The organism is Pseudoxanthomonas sp. 3HH-4 (assembly GCF_006716465.1).
Classification (GTDB): domain Bacteria; phylum Pseudomonadota; class Gammaproteobacteria; order Xanthomonadales; family Xanthomonadaceae; genus Pseudoxanthomonas_A.
This window is the reverse complement of sequence record NZ_VFPB01000003.1, coordinates 68,046-91,242: the sequence shown is the minus strand read 5'-3', so window position 1 is coordinate 91,242 and position 23,197 is coordinate 68,046. Positions and strand designations below refer to the sequence as shown.

The window sequence follows — 23,197 nt, the reverse complement described above, 5'->3', positions numbered from 1 at the left end:
CATGCGTTTCATTCACTGGGCAGGTGCACGCGCCGCAGCCGCAGCGCATTGCCAACCACCGAGGCCGAGCTGAGGCTCATCGCAAGTGCGGCGAACATCGGTGACAGCAGCGGACCGCCGAACAGGCCGAGAACGCCGGCCGCGACCGGCACGCCCAGCGCGTTGTAGGCGAAGGCGAAAGCGAGGTTCTGCCGCATGTTGCGCACCGTCGCTTCCGACAGCGCCTTGGCGCGCGCGATGCCGCGCAGGTCGCCCTTCACCAGCGTCACCTGCGCGCTGGACATCGCCACGTCCGTGCCCGTACCCATCGCGATGCCGACATCCGCCGCCGCGAGGGCAGGAGCATCGTTGATGCCATCCCCGGCCATCGCCACGTGGCGGCCCTCCCGCTTCAGACGCGCCACCAGCGCGGCCTTGTCGGCAGGACGCACGTCACCGTGGACTTCGTCGATACCGAGGCGCGCGGCGACCGCCCGCGCGGTGCGCTCGCCATCGCCGGTGGCCATGACGATGCGGAGCCCGCCGTCGCGCAAGGCGCGCAGGGCATCCGGCGTACTGGCCTTGATGGGATCGGCTACCGCGATGCTGCCGGCGGGCGCGCCATCGACCGCGAGGAACATCACGCTGCCGCCTTCCTCGCGGAGGCGATCGGCATTTTCCCGCAGGGCATCGAGGGATACGCCTTCTTCCTGCATCAGCACGGTATTGCCGAAAGCGACGCGATGGCCGTCGACCACGCCGCGGACACCGATGCCGCTGCTGGATTCGAAATCCTGCGCGGACGCGAGCGCCAACCCGCGTCGGCGTGCTTCCTGCACCACGGCCTGCGCCAACGGATGCTCGCTGCCGGCATCCAGGCTGGCGGCCAGCCGCAGCGCCTCGTTCTCGTCGAACGGGGCCAGCGCATGCACTGCCTGGAAGGCGGGACGGCCTTCCGTCAGGGTGCCGGTCTTGTCCACGATCAGGGTGTCGACCTTGCGCAGGGTTTCGATGGCTTCCGCATCGCGGAACAGCACGCCGGCCTGTGCGGCTCGCCCGCTGGCCACCATCACCGACATCGGCGTGGCCAGCCCCAATGCACAGGGGCAGGCGATGATCAGCACCGACACGGCATTGAGGACACCGTAGGTCCAGGACGGATCCGGGCCGAACAGGCCCCAGCCCAGTAAGGTCGCCAGTGCGGCGGCGAGCACGGCGAGCACGAACCAGAACGACACCCGGTCCGCCAGCCGCTGCATCGGTGCGCGGGTGCGCTGCGCCTGCGCGACCAGTTGCACGATCTGGGCGAGCACGCTGTCGCTGCCGACCTTTTCGGCACGTATCACCAGGCTGCCCGCGCCATTGAGGGTGGCGCCGATCACGCGGTCGCCCGGCGCACGCTCCACCGGCATCGGCTCGCCGGTCAGCATGGATTCGTCGATGTGCGTGCGGCCTTCCAGCACTACGCCATCCACCGGTACCTTCTCGCCCGGCCGCACGCGCAGCCGGTCGCCGACGTGCACGTGCGAGAGATCGATGTCTTCCTCATCGCCATCGTCGCGCAGGCGGCGTGCGGTCTTCGGCGCGAGACCGAGCAGAGCGCGTATCGCGGCGGAGGTCTGCGAGCGCGCCTTCAGTTCCAGCAACTGGCCGAGCAGGGTGAGGGACACGATCACCGCCGCCGCTTCGAAGTAGACACCGACGTGGCCATGGTCGCGGAACGAGGGCGGGAAAAGCTGCGGTGCCAGCACGGCGACCACGCTGTAACCGTAAGCTGCGGCTACGCCGGTACCGATCAGCGTCCACATGTTGGGGCTGCGATGCCGGATCGATTGCGCCCAGCGCTGGAAGAACGGCCATGCGGCCCACAGCACGACCGGCGTGCTGAGCGCGAATTCCAGCCAGGTGCGCACGGTGGGCGGGATGACGTCGAGATACATGCCCCCCATGGCCAGCAGCAGCGTGGCCACGCTGAAGGGCAGCGTCCACCAGAAGCGCCGGCGGAAATCCGTCAGCTCCGGATTTTCCTCTTCGTCCAGCGAGGGCAGCATGGGTTCCAGCGCCATGCCGCAGAGCGGGCATGTGCCCGGGCCTTCCTGCACGATCTCCGGGTGCATGGGGCAGGTGTACGGCGTGCCCGCAGGTGCCGGCGCGGCATCAGTGGCCGGATGCAGATAGCGTTCGGGATCGGCGATGAACTTCGTCCGGCAACCCGCGGAACAGAAATGGTAGGCCTGGCCTGCATGCTCCGCATGGTGCGAGGTGGGGAGCGGATCAACCCTCATGCCGCAGACCGGATCGATGGCGTGTGTGCCATCGTCGGCGCGCGCCGTGGCAGGGCCGCTGCAGCACGCGGGCTTCGCCGTGTGTTGCGCCGGAGGGTGGCCGTGCGTGTGCGGTGCGGGGCTCATGCCTCACCTCCCAGCGCCGTTAGGATCGGGCACTGGTTCAGCGCGCCATGCCCCGGGCATGCATCGACCAGCTGGCGCAATCCGTCACGCACGCGCGTCAGCTCCGCCAGGCGTTGTTCCACGTCGACCAGCTTGTCGGTGGCGGCGGAACGAATGGCCGCCATGTCGCCGTCGTGTGCGCTGCTGAGGGCCAGCAGGTCGCGGATTTCCTCGAGCGTGAAGCCGAGCGCCTTCGCGCGGCGGATGAAATTCAGTCGCAGCACATCGTCTGCTTCGTAGTGCCGGTAGCCGCTGGCACTGCGTGTGGGCGTAGGCAGCAAGCGCTGCTTTTCGTAGTAGCGCACGGTGTCGATGGGGACGCCGGTGCGGCGGGACAATTGTCCGATGTTCATGCGGGAACTCCTCGAAGTGCCTGCAGTCTGCACCCTGGAGTACGCTCCAGAGTCAAGGGGTGGGACGGCATCCGTGCCGTCCCCTCGGTTCACGGCGAATGCGCGGCGTAGGGCGTGGTGCTGCCGTCGCCGTGCAGCGCAAGCACGGTGTAGGCCGGTGCGTCGACCCCTTCCACCTCCATCCCCGGTGAGCCCATCGGCATGCCGGGCAGCACAAGGCCACGGATGGCCGGCTTCTCGCGCAGCAGGCGACGGATGTCCGATGCCGGCACATGGCCCTCGACTACATAGCCCTCTATTTCGGCGGTGTGGCAGGACGCATGCGCGGGTACGATGCCCAGCCGTTCCTTCACCGGACTCATGGCGTCCTCCACGCGGTCGTCCACGTCGAAGCCTTCCTTGCGCAGGTGTTCGACCCACAGATGGCAGCAGCCGCAGTAGGCATCGCGATGGACCGTGATCTTCGGCGTCGCGGCCGCCGCGGCCTTCTGCTGCTTAGCCGATGCAGCAGTCGCCGCGAGGGCGCTGTCCACCGCTGCCGGCACCGCCTGCGTGCAGGCGGTGAGGATGGTGGCGAGCAGCAGGACGGAGGCGAGGCGGGGCAGGGGCGTGTGGTATTTCATGAAGTCCTCCATCAGAACCAGATCCGGACGCCCGCGACGATGCGGGTATCGCGCGTGTCTTCGCCGTCAGCGCGGCGCAGATCGGCGGTGTCGCCTAGCGTGCGTTCGTGCACCACGCCGATGTAGGGCGCGAAACGGCGCGTCACTTCGTAGCGCAGGCGCAGGCCCGCTTCGATGCCGGAGATGCCGCGTCCGACGCCGTAATCGGAATCATCCTTCGCTGCGATGTCCACTTCCACCAGCGGTTGCAGGATCAGGCGGTTGGTGATGCGCAGCGTGTACTCGGCCTCGACGTTTGCGGCGACCTGTCCGTCTTCGCCGACGTACGCGGTTGCCGACACCTCGAAGCGGTAGGGCGCCATGCCCTGCACGCCGAACGCCGCCCAGCTGCGCGCGTCGCCGGGCTTGAAGTCGTGCTTCACGCCGGCCACCACATCCCACCACGGCGAGACGCTGCGGCCGTACAGCACTTCCAGGTCGGCGCTCTCAGTGTGGCCTCCCATGCGCTCGCCCTCGCTGCGCAGCCACAGGCGGTCGGTATCGGTGCCGAACCAGGCGCTGCCTTCCCAGGCCTGGCCGGTGCCTTCGTCCGCATCCCAGGCTTCCAGCCGGTTGAAGGTCACCTTGTAGTTGAACGCAGGCGGGTGCTGCATGGCGTGGTGGTCGATGGCGGGAAACGCAGCGGCCATGTCGTCCGCGGTGATCGCGAGAATCGGTTCGCGCGGCGCAGCGGGTGTCGTCGCCGGCGCTGGCTGGGACATGGCGCCGTGATCGTGATGCGCGTGCTCGTCCCGCGCCAGCGTGTCCTGTGTCTGCTTCGCAGGCTGTGAGTGGTCATGATGCTGCGCGATGGCAGGCGCGGCCACGCCCAGCATGACGGTAACGACGGAGGCGAGGCGGAGCGGGGCAGGGGTGAGGAAGGTCTTCATGCCTCGATCCTCACTTCGCGCATCATCCCGGCTTCCATGTGGTACAGCAGGTGGCAGTGGAAGGCCCACCGTCCCAGCGCATCGGCGCGAACGCGATAGCTGCGCCGCGTGCCGGGCGGCATGTCGATGGTGTGCTTGCGCAGCTGGAATGCGCCTTCCGCATCCTCCAGGTCGCTCCAGACGCCGTGCAGATGGATGGGGTGCTGCATCATCGTGTCGTTGACCAGCACGATGCGCATGCGCTCGCCGTAATTGAGTCGCAGCGGGTCGGCGCTGGCGAACGGGATACCGTCGAACGACCAGGCGAACTTCTCCATGTGCCCGGTCAGGTGCAGCTCCACGGTTCGCCCCGGTTCGCGCCCGTCCGGATCGTCGAACAGGCTGCGCATCGCGCCGTACGTCAGCACCTGGCGTCCGTTGTCGCGCAGGCCGATGCCGGGATCGTCGAGTTTGGGTTCGCTGGCGGACGACTGCATGTCGACCAGCGGATTGCCAGTTTCGCTGGCGGGATGATTCGGCGCGTTCGACGTCGCGCCGTGAGCGCCGTGATCCATCGCACCCATGTTCGCACCGCAGCCGCCTTCGCCCATCATCGCGCCGCATCCGCCTTCCATGCCTTTCTGCGCGCCATGGCCGCCCATGTCGTGGCCCATGTCGGCCATCGTCAGCAGCGGACGTGGATCGCGCGATGGAATCGTCGCCTCCAGCCCGTCGCGGACGGCCAGCGTGCCGCGTGCGTAGCCGGTGCGGCCCATGTCCTGCGCGAAGATGGTGAAAGCGTCCTGGCCCTTCGGTTCGACGATCACGTCGAACGTCTCCGCCACCGCGATGCGGAACTCGTCCACGCTCACCGGATGGATGTACTGGCCATCGGCGGCAACCACGGTCATCTTCAGCCCCGGTATGCGCACGTCGAAATAGGTCATCGCGCTGCCGTTGATGAAGCGAAGCAACACCTTCTCGCCCGGTTTGAACAGGCCGGTCCAATTGCCGGCGGGCGCCGCACCATTCACCAGATAGGTATAGGTGTGCGCGTTGATGTCGGAGATGTCGGTGGGCGTCATCCGCATGCGCCCCCACATGCCGCGATCCTCGACCGTCTCCGCCAGCCCATCGCGCTTCGCGTCGCGTACGAAGTCCACCAGCGTGCGCTGGTAGTAGTTGTCGTGTTCCGGCATCTTCTTCATGCGCCGGTACAACGCGGCCGGATCAAGATCGGTCCAGTCCGACAGCAGCACGACATGCTCGCGGTCGTGGTGATACGGGGGCGGGTCGCGCGGATCGACGATCAGCGCACCGTACAGGCCGGCCTGTTCCTGGAACAGCGAATGGCTGTGGTACCAGTAGGTGCCGGACTGCTTCAGCTGGAAGCGGTACTGGAAGGTTTCGTCCGGGGCGATGCCGTTGAAGCTCAGGCCCGGCACGCCGTCCATGTTCGACGGCAGCAGGATGCCGTGCCAGTGGATCGAGGTCATGTCGCGCAATCGGTTGCTGACGCGAACGGTGACGGTATCGCCTTCGCGCCAGCGCAGCGTGGGGGCGGGCAGGCTGTTGTTGACCGTGATCGCGGGCCGCATGCGAGCGGTGATGTCGACCGGCATCGCGCCGATGCTCAGCGCAAAGTCGGTGCCGGTGACGAGCGCCGCGCCGCCGCGACGTACGGGCGTGCCGGCCGAGGCGGGCATGCGCGCCAGGCCAAGGCCCAGTGCGACGCTGCCGGTGGCCAGACCGGTGACGAACTGGCGGCGTGTGGGACGGAACGCGCCCAGGCGTCCCGGTGTGGATTCATCGTGGTTCATTGCAAGCATCCTGTGCATCGTCGGCGCGATCGACCGCTGTGGCGGTGGCGTCCGTCGTGGTCGTGGATCCGGCGCGCGACACGCGCCACCGGCCCTGCGGAAAGCCGCGGGAATGCGGCGTCAGGCCGCCAGGATGGGAGGTCGGTGACGGTGCGACAGGCGTACGGATGCGTGCGCATCGGCACGGTAGGCGGGAGCTTCTGCCTGCGGATACGGCAGTGCCCCCAGCGGGGTCAGCCAGGTCAGCGCAGGCGCGTGCTGGGCACAGAAGCCGTCGCAGCTCCCTGCCTTGCAGCAATCGGGCAGGCCGGCATCGGCGTCGTGGTGACCGGAAGAAGCTTCGCCATCCACCTGCATTGCCATGTCCATGCCCTCGTGGCACGGCGGCGTGTCCTCGGCAGCCTGGACGGCGGCCACCACGTCGCCCATCGCCATGCGCGTGGCGGCATGCGCGTACGCCGTGCCGTTGAGCAGCAACGCCAGGCAGAGCAGGGCACGGAGCAGGGGGGCGAACCGGGACATGCCCGCATGATACGCCATGACCCGTGCACGTACCTTTCCGTAGGGTGAGCTACGCGCCGTCCGCGGTCGGCTCACGCCACGATCGGACAACGACACGTTATCCTTGTCGCGTATTTCAGGCTTTGGGCAGCGTGGCATTCGCATGGCAGGCACGGTAACGATGGACAAGGTGCCGACAGGCGTTCTCGTAGCACACACGCAGGATGTTTCGCGTGCACGCATCATCGTCGCCGACGTGGGCGGCACGTATGCCCGCCTCGGCTGGATCGAGGCCGAAGGCAACAACGACATCCACGATTACCGTCGCTACGCCTGCGCCGAGCATGCGGATCTGGCCTCCATCCTGCACGACTATGCGGCCGGCACACCGTGCCATGGCGCGGTGGTAGCCATCGCCGGTGTGCTGGAAGGCGACCGTCTGATCAATTCGAACCTGCCGTGGGCGGTGTCGGTGGAACAGACGCGCGTGGGTGCCGGCCTGGCCTGGGTGCAGCTGATCAACGATTTCGAGGCGGTAGCGAATGCGGTGCCTACGTTGGCGCCGGATACGTTGTCACCGCTGACGCCATTGAACTCCTTGGCCACGTCGTCGCCGGCGCTGGTGATCGGCCCCGGCACGGGACTGGGCGCCGCCGTCTGGATCGAAGGCCAACCGCCGCGTGTGCTGCCGACGGAAGTCGGCCAGGCATCGCTGGCGGCCGGCAATGCGCTGGAGCTGGACATCGTGCGCCGGCTGTTGAGGGACCGTCCATACCTGCACAACGAGCATGTGCTGTCCGGTCCGGGCCTGATGAATCTGTACCGGTGCCTGTGCGAGTTGCGCGGCGCTGAGCCGGTGCATGCCGACGCAGGCGCGCTGGTGGCGGCTGCCGGGACGGATGTGTTGGCCCGCGAAACACTCGAGACGTTCTGCGGCTGGCTGGGCAGCGTGGTCGGGGATCTGGCGATCATCTTCGGTGCCCGGGTCGTGTATCTGGCAGGCGGCGTGACGGCGCACATTCCGCAGTTCCTGCACGACGGGCGCTTCCTGCAGCGGTACCTCAACAAGGGCGTGATGACCGAACAGTTGGAACGGGTGCCGGTATGGCGTGTGGAGCATGGGCAGCTGGGGCTGCTGGGGGCGGTGGCTTGGTACAGGCAGAACCGTTTGGAGATCTGACCGGCGCTGCGCCCTGTCTTTTACATAATAGGCATTATGCGAAATTACTTGTGGCCGAGGCCGGCTGGTGGTTCGACGTTCGGGGCCAGGATCGCGAGCCTCTCAACTGGTTGGCCCACACTGCAGGATGGCTTCAGGAGAGACTGCACGAGCGTAGTACTGGAGGCCGCGTTCCGCCTGAGTAAGTGGGGTGTAGCCCGAACTGACCAGATCAATGCTACGGACGGGACCTCGCCACCGAGCGAGAAGATCCGGTGCAACTGATTGCACAACCTAGCGCTACTCAGAAAGCTCCAGTGTTACCCCAAGACTCGGCTCCTCAAGAATCACGTGCGGCGGGATGACCACGGCCACCCGCCTCTGCGCACCGTCGATCGTCATCAATCCGCCGCCGATGTACATGCCTAGCCACTGACCGTTCACCGACACCACGGGGGCGCCGCTATCGCCGCCCGCGGGACGCGAACCAGCCCTCGTTACCTCAAAGATAGCAACCTCACGTATATATGCGCGTCCGCCGCCCAAGTACCTCACCTGACGATCAAATTCGACTCTCAGGAACCGCAAAGGCACAACAAGCCCGGTGCAGAACATCTTGGCCTCAGCTCGCGCCTCGCTCCAGTAGGCGAAGGAATCGGGGTATCCGGATGGATAGAATGACCATATATCAGTGCTGACAGGATGCCTGGACACGATTCGCGCCAAGGCGGCATCCACGCAGTCACTTGCGCCAGCGGAAAGCGGACCGAATCGTCGCCCTACTCCCAACTGGATGTTGCTGCCAACGCTTAGGCCTACGGCGGTATTCGGTTCCAACGACGGATTGATGTTCGAGTCACCGATGACGTGGTGACAGCTCAGTATCCAGCGCCTACCTTCCTCATCCTCAAGAATCACGCACGCGGTGCCATACCGCGACCCGCCCGCTATCTGCGGAGTCAGGCGGGGCGAGTGTGCACGCGCGGCTGATCCGCGTCTGCAGACATCTACCGGGACCTTCAGCGCAACTTCGATCCCATTAATCACTCGCCGTATGTTCAAGCTGCGAGAGATTTTTTCTTCTGATGCAAGCGACTCCGAAGGCAACTTACGAGGAACAACCAGTACCAATACTGGGCTGCGTCGAGAAATGCGCCCCGCGTCCCGCTCGTAAGTCCGCCAACCGAAGCCAACACTAGTCACACCCCACACCTCAAACTCCCAAGGCGGGTTCTTGTGCAGATGCCTTGCCAGAGCCGCGACAATGCTGCATCTGGATTCCAACGAAAGGTCGCTCCAACGCATGGCACTGTCCTTAAACTGTTGGCAGGCCCTGGTTAGCCGAGCACTACCTTGACAGTGGTCTTAGGGAACCGCTTCTTGAATGCGGCCTCAACCTTTGCGCGGTCTGTTTCGGTGGCAGCTGGGCTGCCCGCCTTGGCTCTAACACGAATGTCAGCAGCGTCGTAGCACTCCTTTCCGGCTGATGCTTTCGGCTCAACGTCGAGTTGACCCATCCGTGCCTTCTCTGTGGCATCGGCAGCGCCCGCGACCTCCTTATCCCACCAGTCATCCATGTCGTCGGGCTTTATTTTCCCTGAGCAATCGGGAGTGGCATTCCCCGTCGCATCTCCCGAGGCCGGACTGGTACTCAGCAGCCCCCCCGTTGAGCTACCCAGGACATGTTCGAAAACCAATACCTCGTAGTAGTCGTAAGGAATCTGGTAGCCCGCGACCGGCAGCACGAAGCGACGCTCTGTTTGATAAGGTGTCTGTGGGTGATAGCCCCCGACCTCACTGGGCTTGACGATCGGGTACATGCCCATCGCCGCGATCTTCACAAGGTGCGCTCGTAGTGTTACTGGCTGACCAGCTAGTTTCGCAAGTTCTCCAGCGGCACTGTGGGCCACCACACCGCCCCCCGTGCCCGAATCCTTGGATCCCGTTACTAGTCCTAACAAACGATCGGTTCCGCCGGTCAAGAGCGCTTTAGTGCTGTCCAGCAACGCCTCTACCACCACAGAATTGTCGACATCACCCGACATTCCGAGCAGACTGGACCCAGGACCAAGATTCAGTGTCAGTCGCGTCGTTCCAAGCTTACTCTTGGTATCAACGATGAACTCTCGCTCGTAGTCAGGAAGATAGATGAGTGAGATGCTCTTCGACAGCTCAAAGCGTGCTAGAGCTGCTAGGTCGGTGGTCACAGATATGTTTGAAAGCCCCATTCGCTTTGTAGCCGGATCCTTGGGCTCATCCCCTTCATCCTCTTTGCCGTCCTGTGCGCCCTCTTCTTCTGGCTTATCCCCGGCAGCTCCCTCTGCACCATGCGCGTCGACCTGATCTCTCACGTCCTGATGAGCGATTAGCACGCTAGCTGCCGGAACGCTGCCGCCACCTTCTAGCTGCATGGGCACGAGAACCCTTAGCTCGTCGGGGACAGCGGTTAGCATCACTGTCTTGCCGTCACCGGCAACCCTGCCCGATACCAAGAATGCCTTTGAGCCGATCGGGTAAGGCTCTTTTACTACGATAAACGGGCGGGTTTCATAGTAGCGAAGCCCACCGTCTTTCATCGAGCCGTCCCCGGCATCAATGAGCGTTGGAGTGATGTTGGCGCACCCCGAAAACGCCATTGCCGACGTAAGCACCGCTAATCTGATAGCCGAACGCATATCGCCCCCGTGAGTTAGAAGACATCCCCAACATTGTTTTCTCCCCCTGCGGCGTGCTCAGAAGCCTGGCGCACCAAGATGCTTTGAATGGGCCGCTTCATCTCGCCCAACGGCACACTTCTGCCGTCCAGGACAGAAACCTAGACATAAATACATGTAGCTGACGAACGGTGAATCAGAGATCGCCGCTTCCTTGGACTTCCCTGGAGAGATCACCTTGCTTTGTCATTTCGAGCAGCTCGTCGTAAGACTGTCTTCGTCCTAGGCGCGACCAAGGACGAGGCCTTGATCCTTGGTGATTGATCGCTTCTAGCCGTGTCGGAACCGTAAGCTGGCCGACCTCGCGCGCCTGCCCGCCGGAGGTCGTGAGGCGCGAGGCGATCGCCTCGCTCACTGGGTAGGCGGCTGCGACAACCCCTACGCCGGAGACCGATACTCCGCTCGCACGAAATCATTGCCCAGCGTGCGACGGGCTGCTGACTCAGCGGCACTTCGGATACCCGCTGTTGGCACAGGAGGGATTTTCCGCTTCTGGCCATCACTGGTGCTACTCTCGTGTGGCGACCCCTCCATCTCTTGTGCTAATGGCTCCATTCCCATGGATTTCCGCTTTGGGCCTATTCCGTTGAAAAACTCGGATCTGGAGCGGGAGCGCCACGTGACCATGGAGCCGGAACCAGGATTGTTCGATCCGGGATGAACCAAGTGCGGGCGCGTAAGCGCCCCCATGCCTTGAATGGGAACCGCAATCCCCGCTTCCGCGCCTTTCGGCATCAACCACGCAGCCATTCTTCGCAGATTCTGCGCGATGGCCGCCAATAGGAACTCGTCGCGGGCACCTTTCAGTCCGCGCAGACGCAGGCGATCCAGCCGCAGGATGCGTTTGAGATGGGCGAACAGCATTTCGACCTTCTTGCGATGTCGTCGCGACCGCGCATATCGAGGTGTCGTTGCCAACTGACTAGCCACGTCGCGCGCGGATTCGTTGACCTGCCGAGCGATCTTCCGATGCGTGGTATTGGGGCAGCACCGTAACTTGAGCTCGCAGCCGGCACAGTCGTAGACGCTGCTGCGATAGATCAGCGTGTCATCCGACGTGGGCTTGCCGGTTGAACGCAGAGGCTTGTCCTGCGGGCAGCGGTACTCGTCGGCCTTAGCTTCCCAACGGAAGTCGGAACGTCCCAGCGAACCATCCTTGTGCTCGGCCTTGTCCCACACCGGTATGTGCGGCTCGATCGCCTTCTCGTTGACCATCCAACCCAGCATCTCGGCGGTACCGTAGGCGGTGTCTCCAATCAGATGCGTCGGCTTGATATCGAACCCTTTCTCGACGCGATCCACCATGATTCGGGTGGCGTTGAGCTCGTCCGTGCGGTATGCGGGTGTAGCTTCCACATCGACGATGACGCCGGCCTTGGTATCGATCAGGTAGTTGGTCGAGTAGGCGTAGAACGCTGGCCCTCCGGGCGCAGCGGTCCATTGCGCCGCGGGATCCGTGAGCGACACGTTCTTCGGCGGCTTGCGCGGTTCCTCGGCGGCGTCCAGCGCCTCCAGATACTCGCGTACCGGCCGCGTGAGCGACGACTCCCGGTCCCAGCTGGCTTCGCTGCCCGGAACACCGCGCTGGCGGTTGGCATCCGCCTTGATGACGCTGGCATCGATGGCGAAGCCTTCGCCACGGACCAAGCCTTCGGCCAGGCAGCGCTCCAACACCTTCTCGAACACGAACCGCAGCGTGTCGTTGTCGCGGAACCGGCCGAGCCGGTTCTTGGAGAACGTCGAATGGTCCGGCACCGCGTCTTCCAGGCCCAGCCGACAGAACCAGTGGTAGGCCAGGTTCAGATGCACCTCTTCGCATAGCCGGCGCTCGGAGCGGATGCCGAAACAGTAGACCACGATCAGTATGCGGATCAGCAGCGCCGGATCGACCGAGGGTCGGCCGGTATGGCTGTGGTGCGGCGCAAGGTGCCGGTGCAATTCGCTCAAGTCCAGGAACTGGTCGATGCCGCGGAGCAGATGGTTCGCTGGAACGTGCTCTTCCAGGTTGAAGACATAGAACAGCGGCGCTTGGCCGACTTCCTGACGTCCCATCATCGCGTCGACTTCCGCTTGATCGATGGGACGTCAGTGGACCAGCTTCAGATGACCGATTCAACCGAGTCTTTCAACGGAATAGGTCGGAAGCTGCCATTCTCCCCCTACCCCGATAAACATCCCTGATCATCCGCGAAGGACACGCATCACGTTGGCGACGGCAGGAGAGATCTGAGCAGCGCTCCGCTACATGGAACCCGCCATTTCCGGCGCAGAAGGAGTAGCCCTCGCCTATCCCACGCGCTCAGCAGTAGACCCACGCAGCATCAAAGCAAAGTCCAACGTCTGCCGGTGCTGCACGTCCACGCCGTCAATGATGGCAAGTAGGAGCTTCACGGCGCGAATACCGATTTCGCGCATGGGTTGGCTGATGGTGGTCAGGGGCGGGTTGAGATATCGGGATGAGACTAGGTCGTCGAAGCCGACGATCGAGAAGTCTTGTGGCACGCTGAGCCCAAGGTCCCTGCAGGCGGCCAGTACACCCAGCGCCATCTGGTCGCTGAAGCAGAAGGCGGCAGTCGGTGTGCCGGCGCCCTGCCCCAGCAGTCGCCTGGCCGCCGCGTAGCCGGACTCCACGGAGAAATCGCCCGGCGCGAGTACCAGCTGGCGCAGGCGACCGCGAGCCCGGGCTGCGGTTTTCACCCCTTCCAGTCGTTGCTGATGCAGGGGATTGTCAGGCGGGCCACCGACGACCGCGATGCGCTCGTGCCCCAATCCATAGAGATGTTCCATCGCGGCACGCGCAGCGGCAGCATTGTCGATATGAACGCTTGGAATGCCAAGCGCCGGATCGAATTCGCAGCCATTGACCACCGGCGCGTGCGGACCCAACTGTTTGACGATCTCGCGTGCCGTCGGCGGCAGCCGATGTCCCAGGACGATCAGGCCGTCGGCCTCGTTGCGGCGAAGCATCTGCGCATAGCGCTCTTCGCGATCCGGCTGGTGCTGGGTATCTCCCAGAAGCACCGCGTAATCGGCCGCCTGTGCGGTTTCTTCCGCGCCTTGAAGTATCTGTGCGAAGAACGGATTCGCAATGTCCGGCACGGTGACCAGAATCTTGCCGCTGCGCTGCGTCTTGAGCGTCCGGGCGATCGTATTGGGGACATAGCCAAGCGCGGCCGCCGCCTGCTCGATGCGCTCGCGCGTCGCCGGCAGCACCTTCTCGGGGCGGGAGAGCGCTCGCGACACCGTCCCTGCCGAGACGCCCACGTGTTTGGCGATATCGTAGATCGTTGCCATGTCAGCCTTGGCGTCTCCGATGCGCTGCACAAGGCATCTGCCGAGGACCCCATGCTAGGATGATGCAATCGATTGCATCAAGGCCGATTGCCGTGAAGACACTTAAGGGTCCCGCGCTTTTCCTGGCGCAATTCATCGGTGACAAGCCTCCTTTCGATCGGCTGGATACCTTGGCCGAGTGGGCGGCCGGGCTCGGCTATTCTGGCGTACAAGTGCCCACCAGCGCGCCCCATATCTTCGACCTGGCGCAGGCGGCACGGAGCCAGGCGTATTGCGACGATGTCGCCGGCATGCTGGACCGGCATGGCATCCGCATCACCGAACTGTCCACCCACCTGCAGGGCCAGCTGGTCGCCGTACATCCCGCGTACGACAGCCTGTTCGACGGCTTCGCCCCGCCGGAGAAGCGCGGCGATCCTTCCGCCCGGCAGGCGTGGGCGGTCGAACAGATGGTAGTGGCTGCGCAGGCCAGCCAGCGACTCGGACTGACCGCGCATGCCACGTTTTCGGGTGCATTGGCCTGGCCCTATTTCTACCCCTGGCCGCAGCGGCCACCGGGCCTGGTGGAAGAGGCCTTCGTCGAACTCGGACGCCGCTGGCGTCCCATCCTGGACACCTTCGATGCCCACGGCGTCGACCTCTGCTATGAGATCCATCCCGGCGAAGACCTGCACGACGGTGCGACCTTCGAACGGTTCCTCGACGCAGTGAACCATCATCCGCGCGCCAAAATCCTCTACGACCCCAGCCACCTGCTGCTACAGCAGATGGACTATCTCGGCTTCATCGACCGCTACCACGAACGCATCGGCATCTTCCACGTCAAGGACGCCGAGTACCGCGCCAGTGCGCGCAGCGGCGTCTATGGCGGCTACGAGAACTGGATCGACCGTCCCGGCCGCTTCCGCTCGCTGGGCGATGGCCAGATCGATTTCAAGGCCATCTTCTCGAGGATGGCGCAGTACGATTTCCCCGGCTGGGCCGTACTGGAATGGGAATGCTGTCTGAAGCATCCGGAAGACGGCGCGCGCGAAGGCGCCGCCTTCATCCGCGACCATCTGATCCGCGTGACCGAGCGCGCCTTCGACGATTTCGCCGACAGCGGTGCGAGTCGGGAAACACTGCGCTGCATGCTGGGGCTCTGACCGAACACCGACCTGGGAGGGGAAGTCATGACGTTCGCCATGTCGCGCCTGAGCGCGATGATGTTCCTGCAGTTCTTCATCTGGGGGGCATGGTTCGTCACCCTGGGCACTTATCTGGTGCAGGGCCCGCTGAAGGCCAGCGCAAGCCAGGTCGCCACCGCCTTCCTCAGCCAGTCCATCGGCGCCATCGTCGCGCCGTTTCTGGTCGGACTGATCGCCGACCGCTACTTCGCCGCGCAACGCATTCTGGCGGTGCTGCACCTGGCCGGGGCGGTGCTGATGTGGTTCGCGTCCACGGCGACGAGCTTCGACGCGTTCGCCGCGTATGTGATGGCCTACATGCTGTTGTTCATGCCGACGCTGGCCCTGGCGAACAGCGTGGCGATGCGGCACATGCGGTCGCCCGAAAAACAGTTCCCACCCGTGCGGGTCGCGGGCAGCATCGGCTGGATCGTCGCCGGCGTGCTGATCGGCTGGCTGGGGTGGGAACAGGCGCATCGACTGGAGCTCACCTTCCGCATGGCCGCGGCTGCGTCGCTGATGCTGGGACTGTACGCCTTCACCCTGCCCCACACGCCGCCGCTCGCGCAGCAGCGCAACGCTTCGCTGGGCCAGATCCTCGGCCTGGACGCGCTGCGCCTGCTGAAGTCGCGCTCGTACCTGGTGTTCTTCCTGGCCTCGATCGCCATCTGCGTGCCGCTGTCGTTCTACTACAACTTCACCAATCCGTACCTCAACGACCTGGGTGTGCGCGGTGCGGCCGGCCTGCAGTCCCTGGGCCAGGTATCCGAAGTGCTGCTGATGCTGGCCATGCCCTTCCTGTTCGCGCGGCTGGGCGTCAAGACCATGCTGGCGATCGGCATGGCGGCGTGGGTGGTGCGCTACGGGATGTTCGCCTATGGCGACGCCGACGGCGGGTTCGCGCTGCTGGTCATCGGCATCGTGCTGCACGGCATCTGCTACGACTTCTTTTTCGTCACCGGCCAGATCTACACCGACGCCCACGCGGGCCCGGCGGTGCGCAGCAGCGCGCAAGGGTTCATCACGCTGGCCACCTATGGTGTGGGCATGTTGATCGGCACCTTCCTGTCCGGTGCGGTCGTTGAGCACTACACCACGGCGGCGGGCCCGGACTGGCAGAAGATCTGGCTGTTCCCCGCGGCTGTGGCCTTCGTCGTGCTGGTGGCTTTCCTGCTGCTGTTCCGCGAGCGGCCGGTTTCAGCCGGTGCGCCCTCCACGTCGTCCGTCAGCTGAGGAGCCGTCGCATGGGCAAGCTCGGGGTCGCCATCGTCGGCACCGGAATGATCGGTGCGGTGCATCGTCGCGCGGCCTTGCTGGCCGGCGCGGTCGTACGTGGCATCAGTGCGTCATCGCCGGAACGTGGCGCCGAAGTGGCGGAAGCATGGGACGTGCCGCGCGCCTATCGCGACTTCAGCGACGCCCTCGCCGACCCGGAGGTGCAGGTGGTGCATGTATGCACCCCCAATCATCTGCACCGCGCCATGGCGCAGGCTGCGTTGGAAGCCGGCAAGCATGTGATCTGCGAGAAGCCCCTCGCCACCACCCTGCAGGATGCCGAAGCGCTCTCCGCGCTGGCGGCCTCCACCGGCCTAGTGGCGACGGTGCCGTTCGTCTACCGCTATCACCCGGTCGTTCGCGAAGCGCGCGCGCGGATCGCTCACGGCGACCTGGGGCCGCTGCGGCTCATCCATGGCAGCTACCTGCAGGACTGGCTGCTGGACCCGGCCAGCAACAATTGGCGCGTGGATCCCGCGCTGGGCGGCGCGTCGCGCGTCTTCGCCGACATCGGTTCGCACTGGTGCGACCTGGTGGAATGGGTCAGCGGCGAACGTTTCGTGGACGTCAGCGCCACCTTCGAAACCGTGATCGCGCATCGCGCCGCCACCACCGGGCTGAGTTTCTCAACGCCCGCGGCGGGCGGCGCGATGCAGCCGGTATCCAGCGAAGACGTGGCCGCGGCGCTGTTCAAGACCGGCAACGGCACGCTGGCCTCGTTGACCGTCAGCCAGGTGTCGGCTGGACGCCGGAACCGCCTGTGGTTCGAAATCGACGGTGCGCAAGCCAGCGTGGCCTTCGATCAGGAAGACAGCGAACGGCTCTGGATCGGCCTGCCCAACCAGCGCGAGGAGATCTTCGTGCGCGGTCCGGGAGCGGGAAGCGCCGAACAACGCCGGCTGTCGGTGCTGCCGCCCGGTCACGCGCAGGGCTATGGCAACTGTTTCGACGCGTTTGTCGCCGACACCTACCGCGCCATCGTCGCCGAACGGCCCGAAGGGCTGCCGACGTTCGAGGACGGGCGGCGTTCGGCGCTCATCGTCGATCGCGTCATCGCCTCGGCCAGGTCACGCGCCTGGACGCCGATTCCCTGATCGAAGACATGACCGGCTTTCCTTTCCCCCACACAGATCTCCGGACTCCGAGCACACCATGAGCATCATGCCATTGCGTAGGGTCGCGACCGCCACGCTGCTGTTCCTGTCCTCCCTGCCCGGCTTCGCCAAGGACGCCGCGCCGGCCGAGCCCATCGCCGTGCAGATGTACACCCTGCGCCATGTGGCCTCGCTCGATGAACAACTGAAGATCGTGCACCATGCCGGCGTGCGGGCGGTGGAAACCGTCGGCACGCAGAACGTCAGCGCCAGCGAACTGAAGCGGTTGCTGGACACGTATTCGATCAGGGTCATCTCCAGCCATGTGCAGCTGGCGGACCTGCGCGCGGACCTGGATGGCGTGGTCGCCTTCAATCAGGCGATCGGCAACACCGTGTTGGTGGTGCCCTATCTGGGCGAACAGGAGCGGCCGACCGACGCGGCCGGCTGGACGGCCCTGGGCGAGGAACTGGCCGGCATCTCGAAACAGCTGCAAGCCAGGGGCATGACCCTGGCCTATCACAATCATGACTTCGAACTGGTGGATTTCGCCGGCAGGACGGGACTGGATCTGCTGTTCGAAGCGGCCGGCCCCGGATTGAAAACGGAACTGGATCTGGCCTGGGTGGCGCGCGCCGGGCTCGACCCAGCGGCGACGCTGGGCAAGTTCCGCGGGCGCCTGTTCGCAGTCCACGCCAAGGACAACGCCGCCACGGGCCAGGCGCAGGACGAGGGCGGCTTCGCCGCTGTGGGCCAGGGCGTGCTGGACTGGGCATCGATCCTTCCTGCCGCAAGGGCGGCGGGCGTGCAGTGGTTCATCGTCGAGCACGATCAGCCGCGCGATCCTGCGGCGGTGGTGAAAGCCGGCGCAGACTATCTCTACAAGCACCTGCCTGCGGACGCAGCGCGCTGAATACCGGAGTGATCCCCATGGGGAAATTCGTCAAGTTGGCCGGCCTGTCTGTCGTGGTGGCTGCCTCCGTCGCGGTCCCGGCGATCTCGGGAGGCCCGCGGGATGCGGCGGCCGGTGCCCGGCTCTACGCCACCCAGTGTTCGGCCTGCCATGGCGCGGAACGTGCCGGCATTCCGGGCACCTTCCCTGCCCTCACTGACGTGGGCAAGCGGCTGGACGAAAAGCAGATCAGGGAGAAGATCGTGAATGGCGGCGGGCTGATGCCGCCCTTCAACCAGCTCTCGGAAAAGGAAATCGACGACCTGGTCGCCTTCCTCAAGCAATAAGCGAAGACGGATGAGCGTCCGGTGCGCCGCTCAGAGTTCGCGCACCCAGACGTTGCGGAAGCTGACCCTGGCGTCGTGATCCTGCAGGTAGATCGGGGCGCAGCCGTGGGGTGGATACGAGGGCGCGCCGATGTATTCGGTCTTGCCCGACACGACCGTATCGTTCTGCACCAGCACACCGTTGTGCAACACGGTGATGCGCGCCGGTGAGATCAGGCCGCCGCCGTCTGAGAAGCGCGGCGCCTTCCAGATGATGTCGTAGACCTGCCATTGGCCCGGTGCGCGCGAGGCGTTCACCAGCGGAATGGCCTGCTTGTAGATCGATGCCGCCTGCCCGTTGGGATACGTGGGGTTGTCGTAGCTGTCCAGCACCTGCAGTTCGTAGACCTCCTGCAGGAAAATCCCGCTGTTGCCGCGCTGCTGCCCATCGAAACCCCGGGTCTCGGCAGGCGTGCGCCATTCCACATGCAGCTGGATATCGCAGAAGCGCTGCTTCGTGCGGATGCCCTTGCTGCCCTGCACCACCGTGAACGCGCCGTCGGCCACCGCCCAGCCCGCCTCGCCGCCCTGCTCTCCCTCCCACGCCGACAGGTCCTTGCCATCGAACAGGACCACGGCATCGGACGGCGCGGCATCGCGGGGCGTGGCGACCATCGCCGGGATTGGCTTCCAGACTTCGGTCCTGGCGGGATCGCGCTGCGGGTCGCTGGCGGCTTGCGCGATCGCGGGCGCTGCGGCCAACACGCAAGGGGCCAGCAGGCAGGTCGCCATCAGCATGGATCTTGTCATCGGGGTCATGGAGGTTCTCGTGAACGCGCGGGGCGCGGACGGACGGTACAGGCTGCTCATTCGGTGGCCCATGCCGGCGTGCCCGGCGTGTAGCCCAGTTCGCCGTCGTAGCGGCCCGGCACAGGCATGTAGCGGAGCACCTCGGTCGCGCCCGGGCGCGATGTGAAGAAACTGAAGATCGCCAGCTGCTTGAGCATCGTGAAGTAGTGCGGCGTCAGCGGCCCCGGGTTCACACCGCCTTCCTTCGCGGTGGTACCCAGCCCCGCCCTGGCCTCGGCATCCAGCGCACGCAGCAGTGTGGTGCGCGCGTCCCGCGACAGTGAGAGGAATCCTTGCCCGCCACGCCGATCCAGATCGGCCAGACCGTCGCGGAAGATCGCCTGGTTCTGCGGCGTGTAGCAGTCGGCCACGTACCGGGCCATGAACGCGCCCGCGCCCGCATCCTTGGCACCCGGCGTGCTGGTCCGCGGCAGGATGGTATCGGCCACCTCGTCCAGCAGCGCCACATCGACTTCGGAAAAGGCGCTCGCAGCGCCGGCAACCGGCGCCTGCGCGTAGGAGAACGCCGGCATGCCGATCATGGCCGCGCCGGTGGCGGCGGCGATCATCTTCAGGAGTTCCCGACGTTCCATCACAGGTTCCCCGCCTTGAGTTCGCGCACCGCGTGGTCCGCCGCGCGCGCCGTCAACGCCATGTAGGTCAGCGACGGATTCACGCAGGCGCCTGAGGTCATGCAGGCGCCATCGGTCACGTAGACGTTCGGCGCATCCCACACCTGGTTGTGCATGTTCAGTACAGACGTTTTCCGGTCCCGTCCCATCCGCGCGGTACCCATTTCGTGGATGCCCATGCCCGGTGCGTAGTCATCGTCATGCACCCGGACGTCCTTGACGCCCGCGGCCGCCAGCATCTCCGCGGCGTCGGCGCCCATGTCCGTGCGCATGGCGAGCTCGTTCTCGCGCATGGTCACATCCATTGCCAGCACCGGCAAACCCCACTTGTCCTTGCGTTCGGGGTCCAGGCTGATCCGGTTGTCGTGATACGGCAGCATCTCGCCGAACCCGGTCATGCCGATGCGCCACTCGCCCGGCTGGCTCAGCGCCTCCTTCAGTTCCGCACCGATATTGAGCTCGGCGATCTCGCGCGACCACCCCGTGCGGCTGGCGCTGCCCTGATAGCCGAAGCCGCGCATGTAGGCGCGCTTGTCGCTGCCGACGTTGCGGAAGCGCGGAATGTAGAAACCGCAGGGGCGACGGCCGAAATAGTACTTGTCCTCGTACCCCTCGACGCGGCCCGATGCGCCCACGCGGAAATGATGGTCCATGACATTGTGGCCCAGCTCACCCGAGGAGGAGCCCAGGCCGCCTTCCCAGACATCGGTGGCCGAATTCATCAGCAGCCAGGTGGAGTTGAACGAGGACGCATTGAGGAAGACCACTTTGGCCGTGTACGCGTAGGTCTGGCCGTTCTCGGCGTCGATGATTTCCACTCCTCGCGCGCGCTTGCGGTCCTTGTCGTAGAGCACCTCCTTGACGATCGAGAACGGCCGCAGCGTCAAGTTGCCCGTCTTCATCGCCGCCGGAAGCGTGGCCGACTGGGTGGAAAAGTACGCGCCGAACGGACAACCTAAAACGCACTTGTTGCGATACTGGCAGTTCACCCGGCCCTGTTCGGGCTTGGGCTGGGTGATGTTGGCGGTGCGCGAGTGGATGAGGTGGCGCGTGCCGCCGAAGGCCTGATTGATCCGCGCGGCTACGTCCTTCTCGACGATGTTCAAAGGAATGGGCGGCAGGAATTCCCCGTCGGGCAGGACGTCCAGGCCCTCCCGGGTACCGGCGATGCCGGCGAACTTCTCGACGTGGTCGTACCAGGGCGCGATGTCGGCATAGCGGATCGGCCAGTCGGTGGCGATGCCCTCTTTCAGATTCGCCTCGAAATCCAGATCCGACAGGCGATAGCTCTGCCGGCCCCACATGAGTGATCGGCCGCCGACGTGGTAGCCGCGGTACCAATCGAAGCGCTTGGTTTCCGTGTAGGGGCAATCCTGCTCGTTCGCCCACATGTCCAGCGTGTTCTCGCCCAGGCCGCCGTCACGCGCGCGGACCGGGAACCTGGCCCTCATCTCCTGCGTGGGATGATTGCGATGCGGGTAATCCCACGATTCCTTCATCGCGTTCACGTAGCCTTTGACGTGTTCGATGTTACGGCCGCGCTCCAGCATCAGGACCTTGAGGCCTTTCTCGGTCAGTTCCTTGGCAGCCCAACCGCCGCTGATTCCCGAGCCGACGACGATGGCGTCGTAGTGATTGTCTGCCATGGGATTTCCCTGGTGGATATCGGATTCAGATGTCGCAGAGACGCACGGCCTCGCGCAGCGAGGCGATGGGATCGGCGGCGGTGGGCATGAACTCCTGCGCCACGTAACCGTCGAAGCCCGTGTCGCGGATGGCGCGGCAGATGGCTGGATAGTTGAGTTCCTGGTCCTCGCCGATCTCGTGCCGGCCAGGCACGCCCGCGGTGTGGTAATGCCTAAAGAACGCGTGGTGCTTGCGGATCGTGGCGATCACGTCGCCTTCCATGATCTGCATGTGGTAGATGTCGTAGAGCAGGCCGAAATGATCGGAGCCCAGCCGCTCGCACAGCGCCACGCCCCAGCCGGAGCGGTCGCACAGATAGTCGGGGTGATCCACCTTCGAGTTCAACAACTCCATGACCAGCATGACGCCGCGCTTCTCCGCATGGCCCAGGATCCGTTTCAGGCCGGCTTCGGCGTTGACCAGGCCCTCCTCAGGATCCATGCCGTTGCGATTGCCGGAGAAGCAGATGAGGTTGCGATAACCGGCGTCCGCCACCAAATCGATGTGGCGCGTATAGCGCTCGACCAGTTGATCGTGGAATTGGGTGGCGGCGAAGCCTTTATCCAGACCAAGCTCTGCGCCGTTGCACATCGAGCTGAACACGCCATGCGCTCTCAGCGTCAGCCAATCCTGCGGGCCGACCAAGTCGATGGCGGCAAAACCGATGCCCTTCACCGTCTCGCACAACTGGGCAATCGACAACTTCGGGAATGTCCAGCGGGCGACGGAATGTTTCAGCGTGCCTTTGAGCGGCGCCGCTGCACCGGTGCCGGACATCAGGCCGGCACTGACCAGCCCAACGCTGCCCAACATGGCGGCGCGCAGCGCATCCCGGCGCGTGAATCCCTCGCCTTGCGCGCTCATGGATCCAGCCACGGCCGGCGGACGCTCGAAACTATCGTTCGAGACATCGCTGCCATCGCGAGGCATGCACCGGACGAGATGCAGCATGCCGTTCTGATCGAATAGACATACATCGATATCCCGGCCTCCCAACCGGCGCGAAGCTTCAAAGATTCGCCTCAATGCAATCGATTGCACCATAAAGCAGCCGAACACTCCGATGCAAGACGCCACGCACGAATTCCCATGCTGCGGAGCACAACAATTCGAACTTTGCGTGAGCTCGACAGCACGATTGCCAGCAAGCGCGTTTGCAGCGCCATGCCCCTCTCCGACATACGCATGACTCATGACAAGCAGCGTGCTGGCTGGCGGTCATCAGCGGCCCCACCGTGTGCACGAACGGACCGGCGCAGTTGAGCGGCACGTTGATGTCCTGCAGCCCGCGCCTGACATCGACCAGGTCATCGAGCGCGAGCATGCGAGCCTGCAGTGGATCTTCGTCACGTCCGGCAAGGACGAGTGCCGGCCCGATTCCCTTCGCCCGTGCGGCGGCCAGACGCACGGTGTCGCCGGGGCGTCGTGAATCATCATCTTCTTCATGTTGTTTTCCTCGCCGGTTCACCGTACTCC

19 protein-coding genes and 1 pseudogene are annotated in these 23,197 nt (G+C 64.9%); 7 read left to right on the top strand and 13 right to left on the bottom strand.

Features of this window, described 5'->3' with window-relative positions; translation table 11 throughout:
- Positions 1-8: 8 nt before the first annotated feature.
- From FB548_RS10340 to FB548_RS10315, 6 genes are all read right to left on the bottom strand, one after another.
- Positions 9-2,390 (bottom strand): heavy metal translocating P-type ATPase, encoded by a 2,382-nt coding sequence (locus tag FB548_RS10340; protein WP_142124707.1) that lies wholly within the window; start codon positions 2,388-2,390, stop codon positions 9-11.
- A complete protein-coding gene (locus tag FB548_RS10335; RefSeq protein WP_142124706.1) occupies positions 2,387-2,782 on the bottom strand; it encodes a heavy metal-responsive transcriptional regulator in 396 nt (131 codons plus the stop codon). The genes FB548_RS10340 and FB548_RS10335 overlap by 4 nt, the downstream gene beginning before the upstream one ends.
- A gap of 89 nt (positions 2,783-2,871) precedes the next feature.
- A complete protein-coding gene (locus FB548_RS10330; RefSeq protein ID WP_185742081.1) occupies positions 2,872-3,405 on the bottom strand; it encodes a DUF411 domain-containing protein in 534 nt (177 codons plus the stop codon).
- Positions 3,406-3,416: 11 nt separating this feature from the next.
- Positions 3,417-4,334, bottom strand: coding sequence for a copper resistance protein B (locus FB548_RS10325; RefSeq protein ID WP_142124705.1), 918 nt, complete (start codon positions 4,332-4,334; stop codon positions 3,417-3,419).
- Complete coding sequence (locus FB548_RS10320) at positions 4,331-6,133, bottom strand: copper resistance system multicopper oxidase (RefSeq protein ID WP_142124704.1); 1,803 nt, start codon at positions 6,131-6,133, stop codon at positions 4,331-4,333. The genes FB548_RS10325 and FB548_RS10320 overlap by 4 nt, the downstream gene beginning before the upstream one ends.
- A 120-nt stretch (positions 6,134-6,253) precedes the next feature.
- Positions 6,254-6,655 carry a CopL family metal-binding regulatory protein gene (locus FB548_RS10315; protein ID WP_255470495.1) on the bottom strand — a complete coding sequence of 134 codons (402 nt, stop codon included), beginning with the start codon at positions 6,653-6,655 and terminating at the stop codon, positions 6,254-6,256.
- A gap of 160 nt (positions 6,656-6,815) precedes the next feature.
- On the opposite strand from FB548_RS10315, the gene FB548_RS10310 reads away from it, so the two are divergent.
- Positions 6,816-7,814 carry a glucokinase gene (locus FB548_RS10310; protein WP_142125042.1) on the top strand — a complete coding sequence of 333 codons (999 nt, stop codon included), beginning with the start codon at positions 6,816-6,818 and terminating at the stop codon, positions 7,812-7,814.
- A gap of 1,316 nt (positions 7,815-9,130) precedes the next feature.
- Here the strand turns inward: FB548_RS10310 and FB548_RS10305 are convergent.
- The 3 genes and pseudogenes from FB548_RS10305 to FB548_RS10295 all read right to left on the bottom strand — a co-directional run bounded on the left by FB548_RS10305 (position 9,131) and on the right by FB548_RS10295 (position 13,801).
- On the bottom strand, positions 9,131-10,429 hold the full coding sequence (locus FB548_RS10305) for a hypothetical protein (protein WP_142124702.1): 1,299 nt from the start codon (positions 10,427-10,429) through the stop codon (positions 9,131-9,133).
- 801 nt (positions 10,430-11,230) lie between these two features.
- Positions 11,231-12,562: pseudogene (locus FB548_RS10300) on the bottom strand (IS1182 family transposase); the annotation flags it as partial.
- 231 nt (positions 12,563-12,793) lie between these two features.
- A complete protein-coding gene (locus FB548_RS10295) occupies positions 12,794-13,801 on the bottom strand; it encodes a LacI family DNA-binding transcriptional regulator (RefSeq protein WP_142124701.1) in 1,008 nt (335 codons plus the stop codon).
- Between the two features lie 92 nt (positions 13,802-13,893).
- On the opposite strand from FB548_RS10295, the gene FB548_RS10290 reads away from it, so the two are divergent.
- The 5 genes from FB548_RS10290 to FB548_RS10270 are packed head-to-tail and all read left to right on the top strand — an operon-like array spanning position 13,894 to position 18,575.
- On the top strand, positions 13,894-14,946 hold the full coding sequence (locus tag FB548_RS10290) for a sugar phosphate isomerase/epimerase family protein (protein WP_142124700.1): 1,053 nt from the start codon (positions 13,894-13,896) through the stop codon (positions 14,944-14,946).
- A 27-nt stretch (positions 14,947-14,973) separates the two neighbouring features.
- Complete coding sequence (locus tag FB548_RS10285) at positions 14,974-16,200, top strand: nucleoside permease (RefSeq protein WP_142124699.1); 1,227 nt, start codon at positions 14,974-14,976, stop codon at positions 16,198-16,200.
- 11 nt (positions 16,201-16,211) lie between these two features.
- Positions 16,212-17,336 (top strand): Gfo/Idh/MocA family oxidoreductase, encoded by a 1,125-nt coding sequence (locus FB548_RS10280; RefSeq protein ID WP_142124698.1) that lies wholly within the window; start codon positions 16,212-16,214, stop codon positions 17,334-17,336.
- Positions 17,337-17,394: 58 nt separating this feature from the next.
- Positions 17,395-18,249 carry a sugar phosphate isomerase/epimerase gene (locus FB548_RS10275; protein ID WP_142124697.1) on the top strand — a complete coding sequence of 285 codons (855 nt, stop codon included), beginning with the start codon at positions 17,395-17,397 and terminating at the stop codon, positions 18,247-18,249.
- 17 nt (positions 18,250-18,266) lie between these two features.
- A complete protein-coding gene (locus tag FB548_RS10270; protein WP_142124696.1) occupies positions 18,267-18,575 on the top strand; it encodes a cytochrome c in 309 nt (102 codons plus the stop codon).
- 30 nt (positions 18,576-18,605) lie between these two features.
- On the opposite strand, the gene FB548_RS10265 is transcribed toward FB548_RS10270, so the two are convergent.
- From FB548_RS10265 to FB548_RS10250, 4 genes are read right to left on the bottom strand one after another with little or no spacing between them, the layout of a single operon-like run.
- Complete coding sequence (locus FB548_RS10265; RefSeq protein ID WP_142124695.1) at positions 18,606-19,364, bottom strand: DUF1080 domain-containing protein; 759 nt, start codon at positions 19,362-19,364, stop codon at positions 18,606-18,608.
- A gap of 56 nt (positions 19,365-19,420) precedes the next feature.
- Entirely contained in the window at positions 19,421-19,996 is a 576-nt protein-coding gene (locus FB548_RS10260; RefSeq protein ID WP_142124694.1) for a gluconate 2-dehydrogenase subunit 3 family protein, read from the bottom strand.
- Complete coding sequence (locus FB548_RS10255; RefSeq protein WP_142124693.1) at positions 19,996-21,681, bottom strand: GMC family oxidoreductase; 1,686 nt, start codon at positions 21,679-21,681, stop codon at positions 19,996-19,998. The genes FB548_RS10260 and FB548_RS10255 overlap by 1 nt, the downstream gene beginning before the upstream one ends.
- A 25-nt stretch (positions 21,682-21,706) precedes the next feature.
- A complete protein-coding gene (locus tag FB548_RS10250) occupies positions 21,707-22,534 on the bottom strand; it encodes a TIM barrel protein (protein ID WP_255470522.1) in 828 nt (275 codons plus the stop codon).
- Between the two features lie 379 nt (positions 22,535-22,913).
- On the opposite strand from FB548_RS10250, the gene FB548_RS10245 reads away from it, so the two are divergent.
- Positions 22,914-23,150, top strand: a complete 237-nt coding sequence (locus tag FB548_RS10245; protein ID WP_142124692.1) for a hypothetical protein — start codon at positions 22,914-22,916, stop codon at positions 23,148-23,150.
- Positions 23,151-23,197 lie beyond the last annotated feature (47 nt).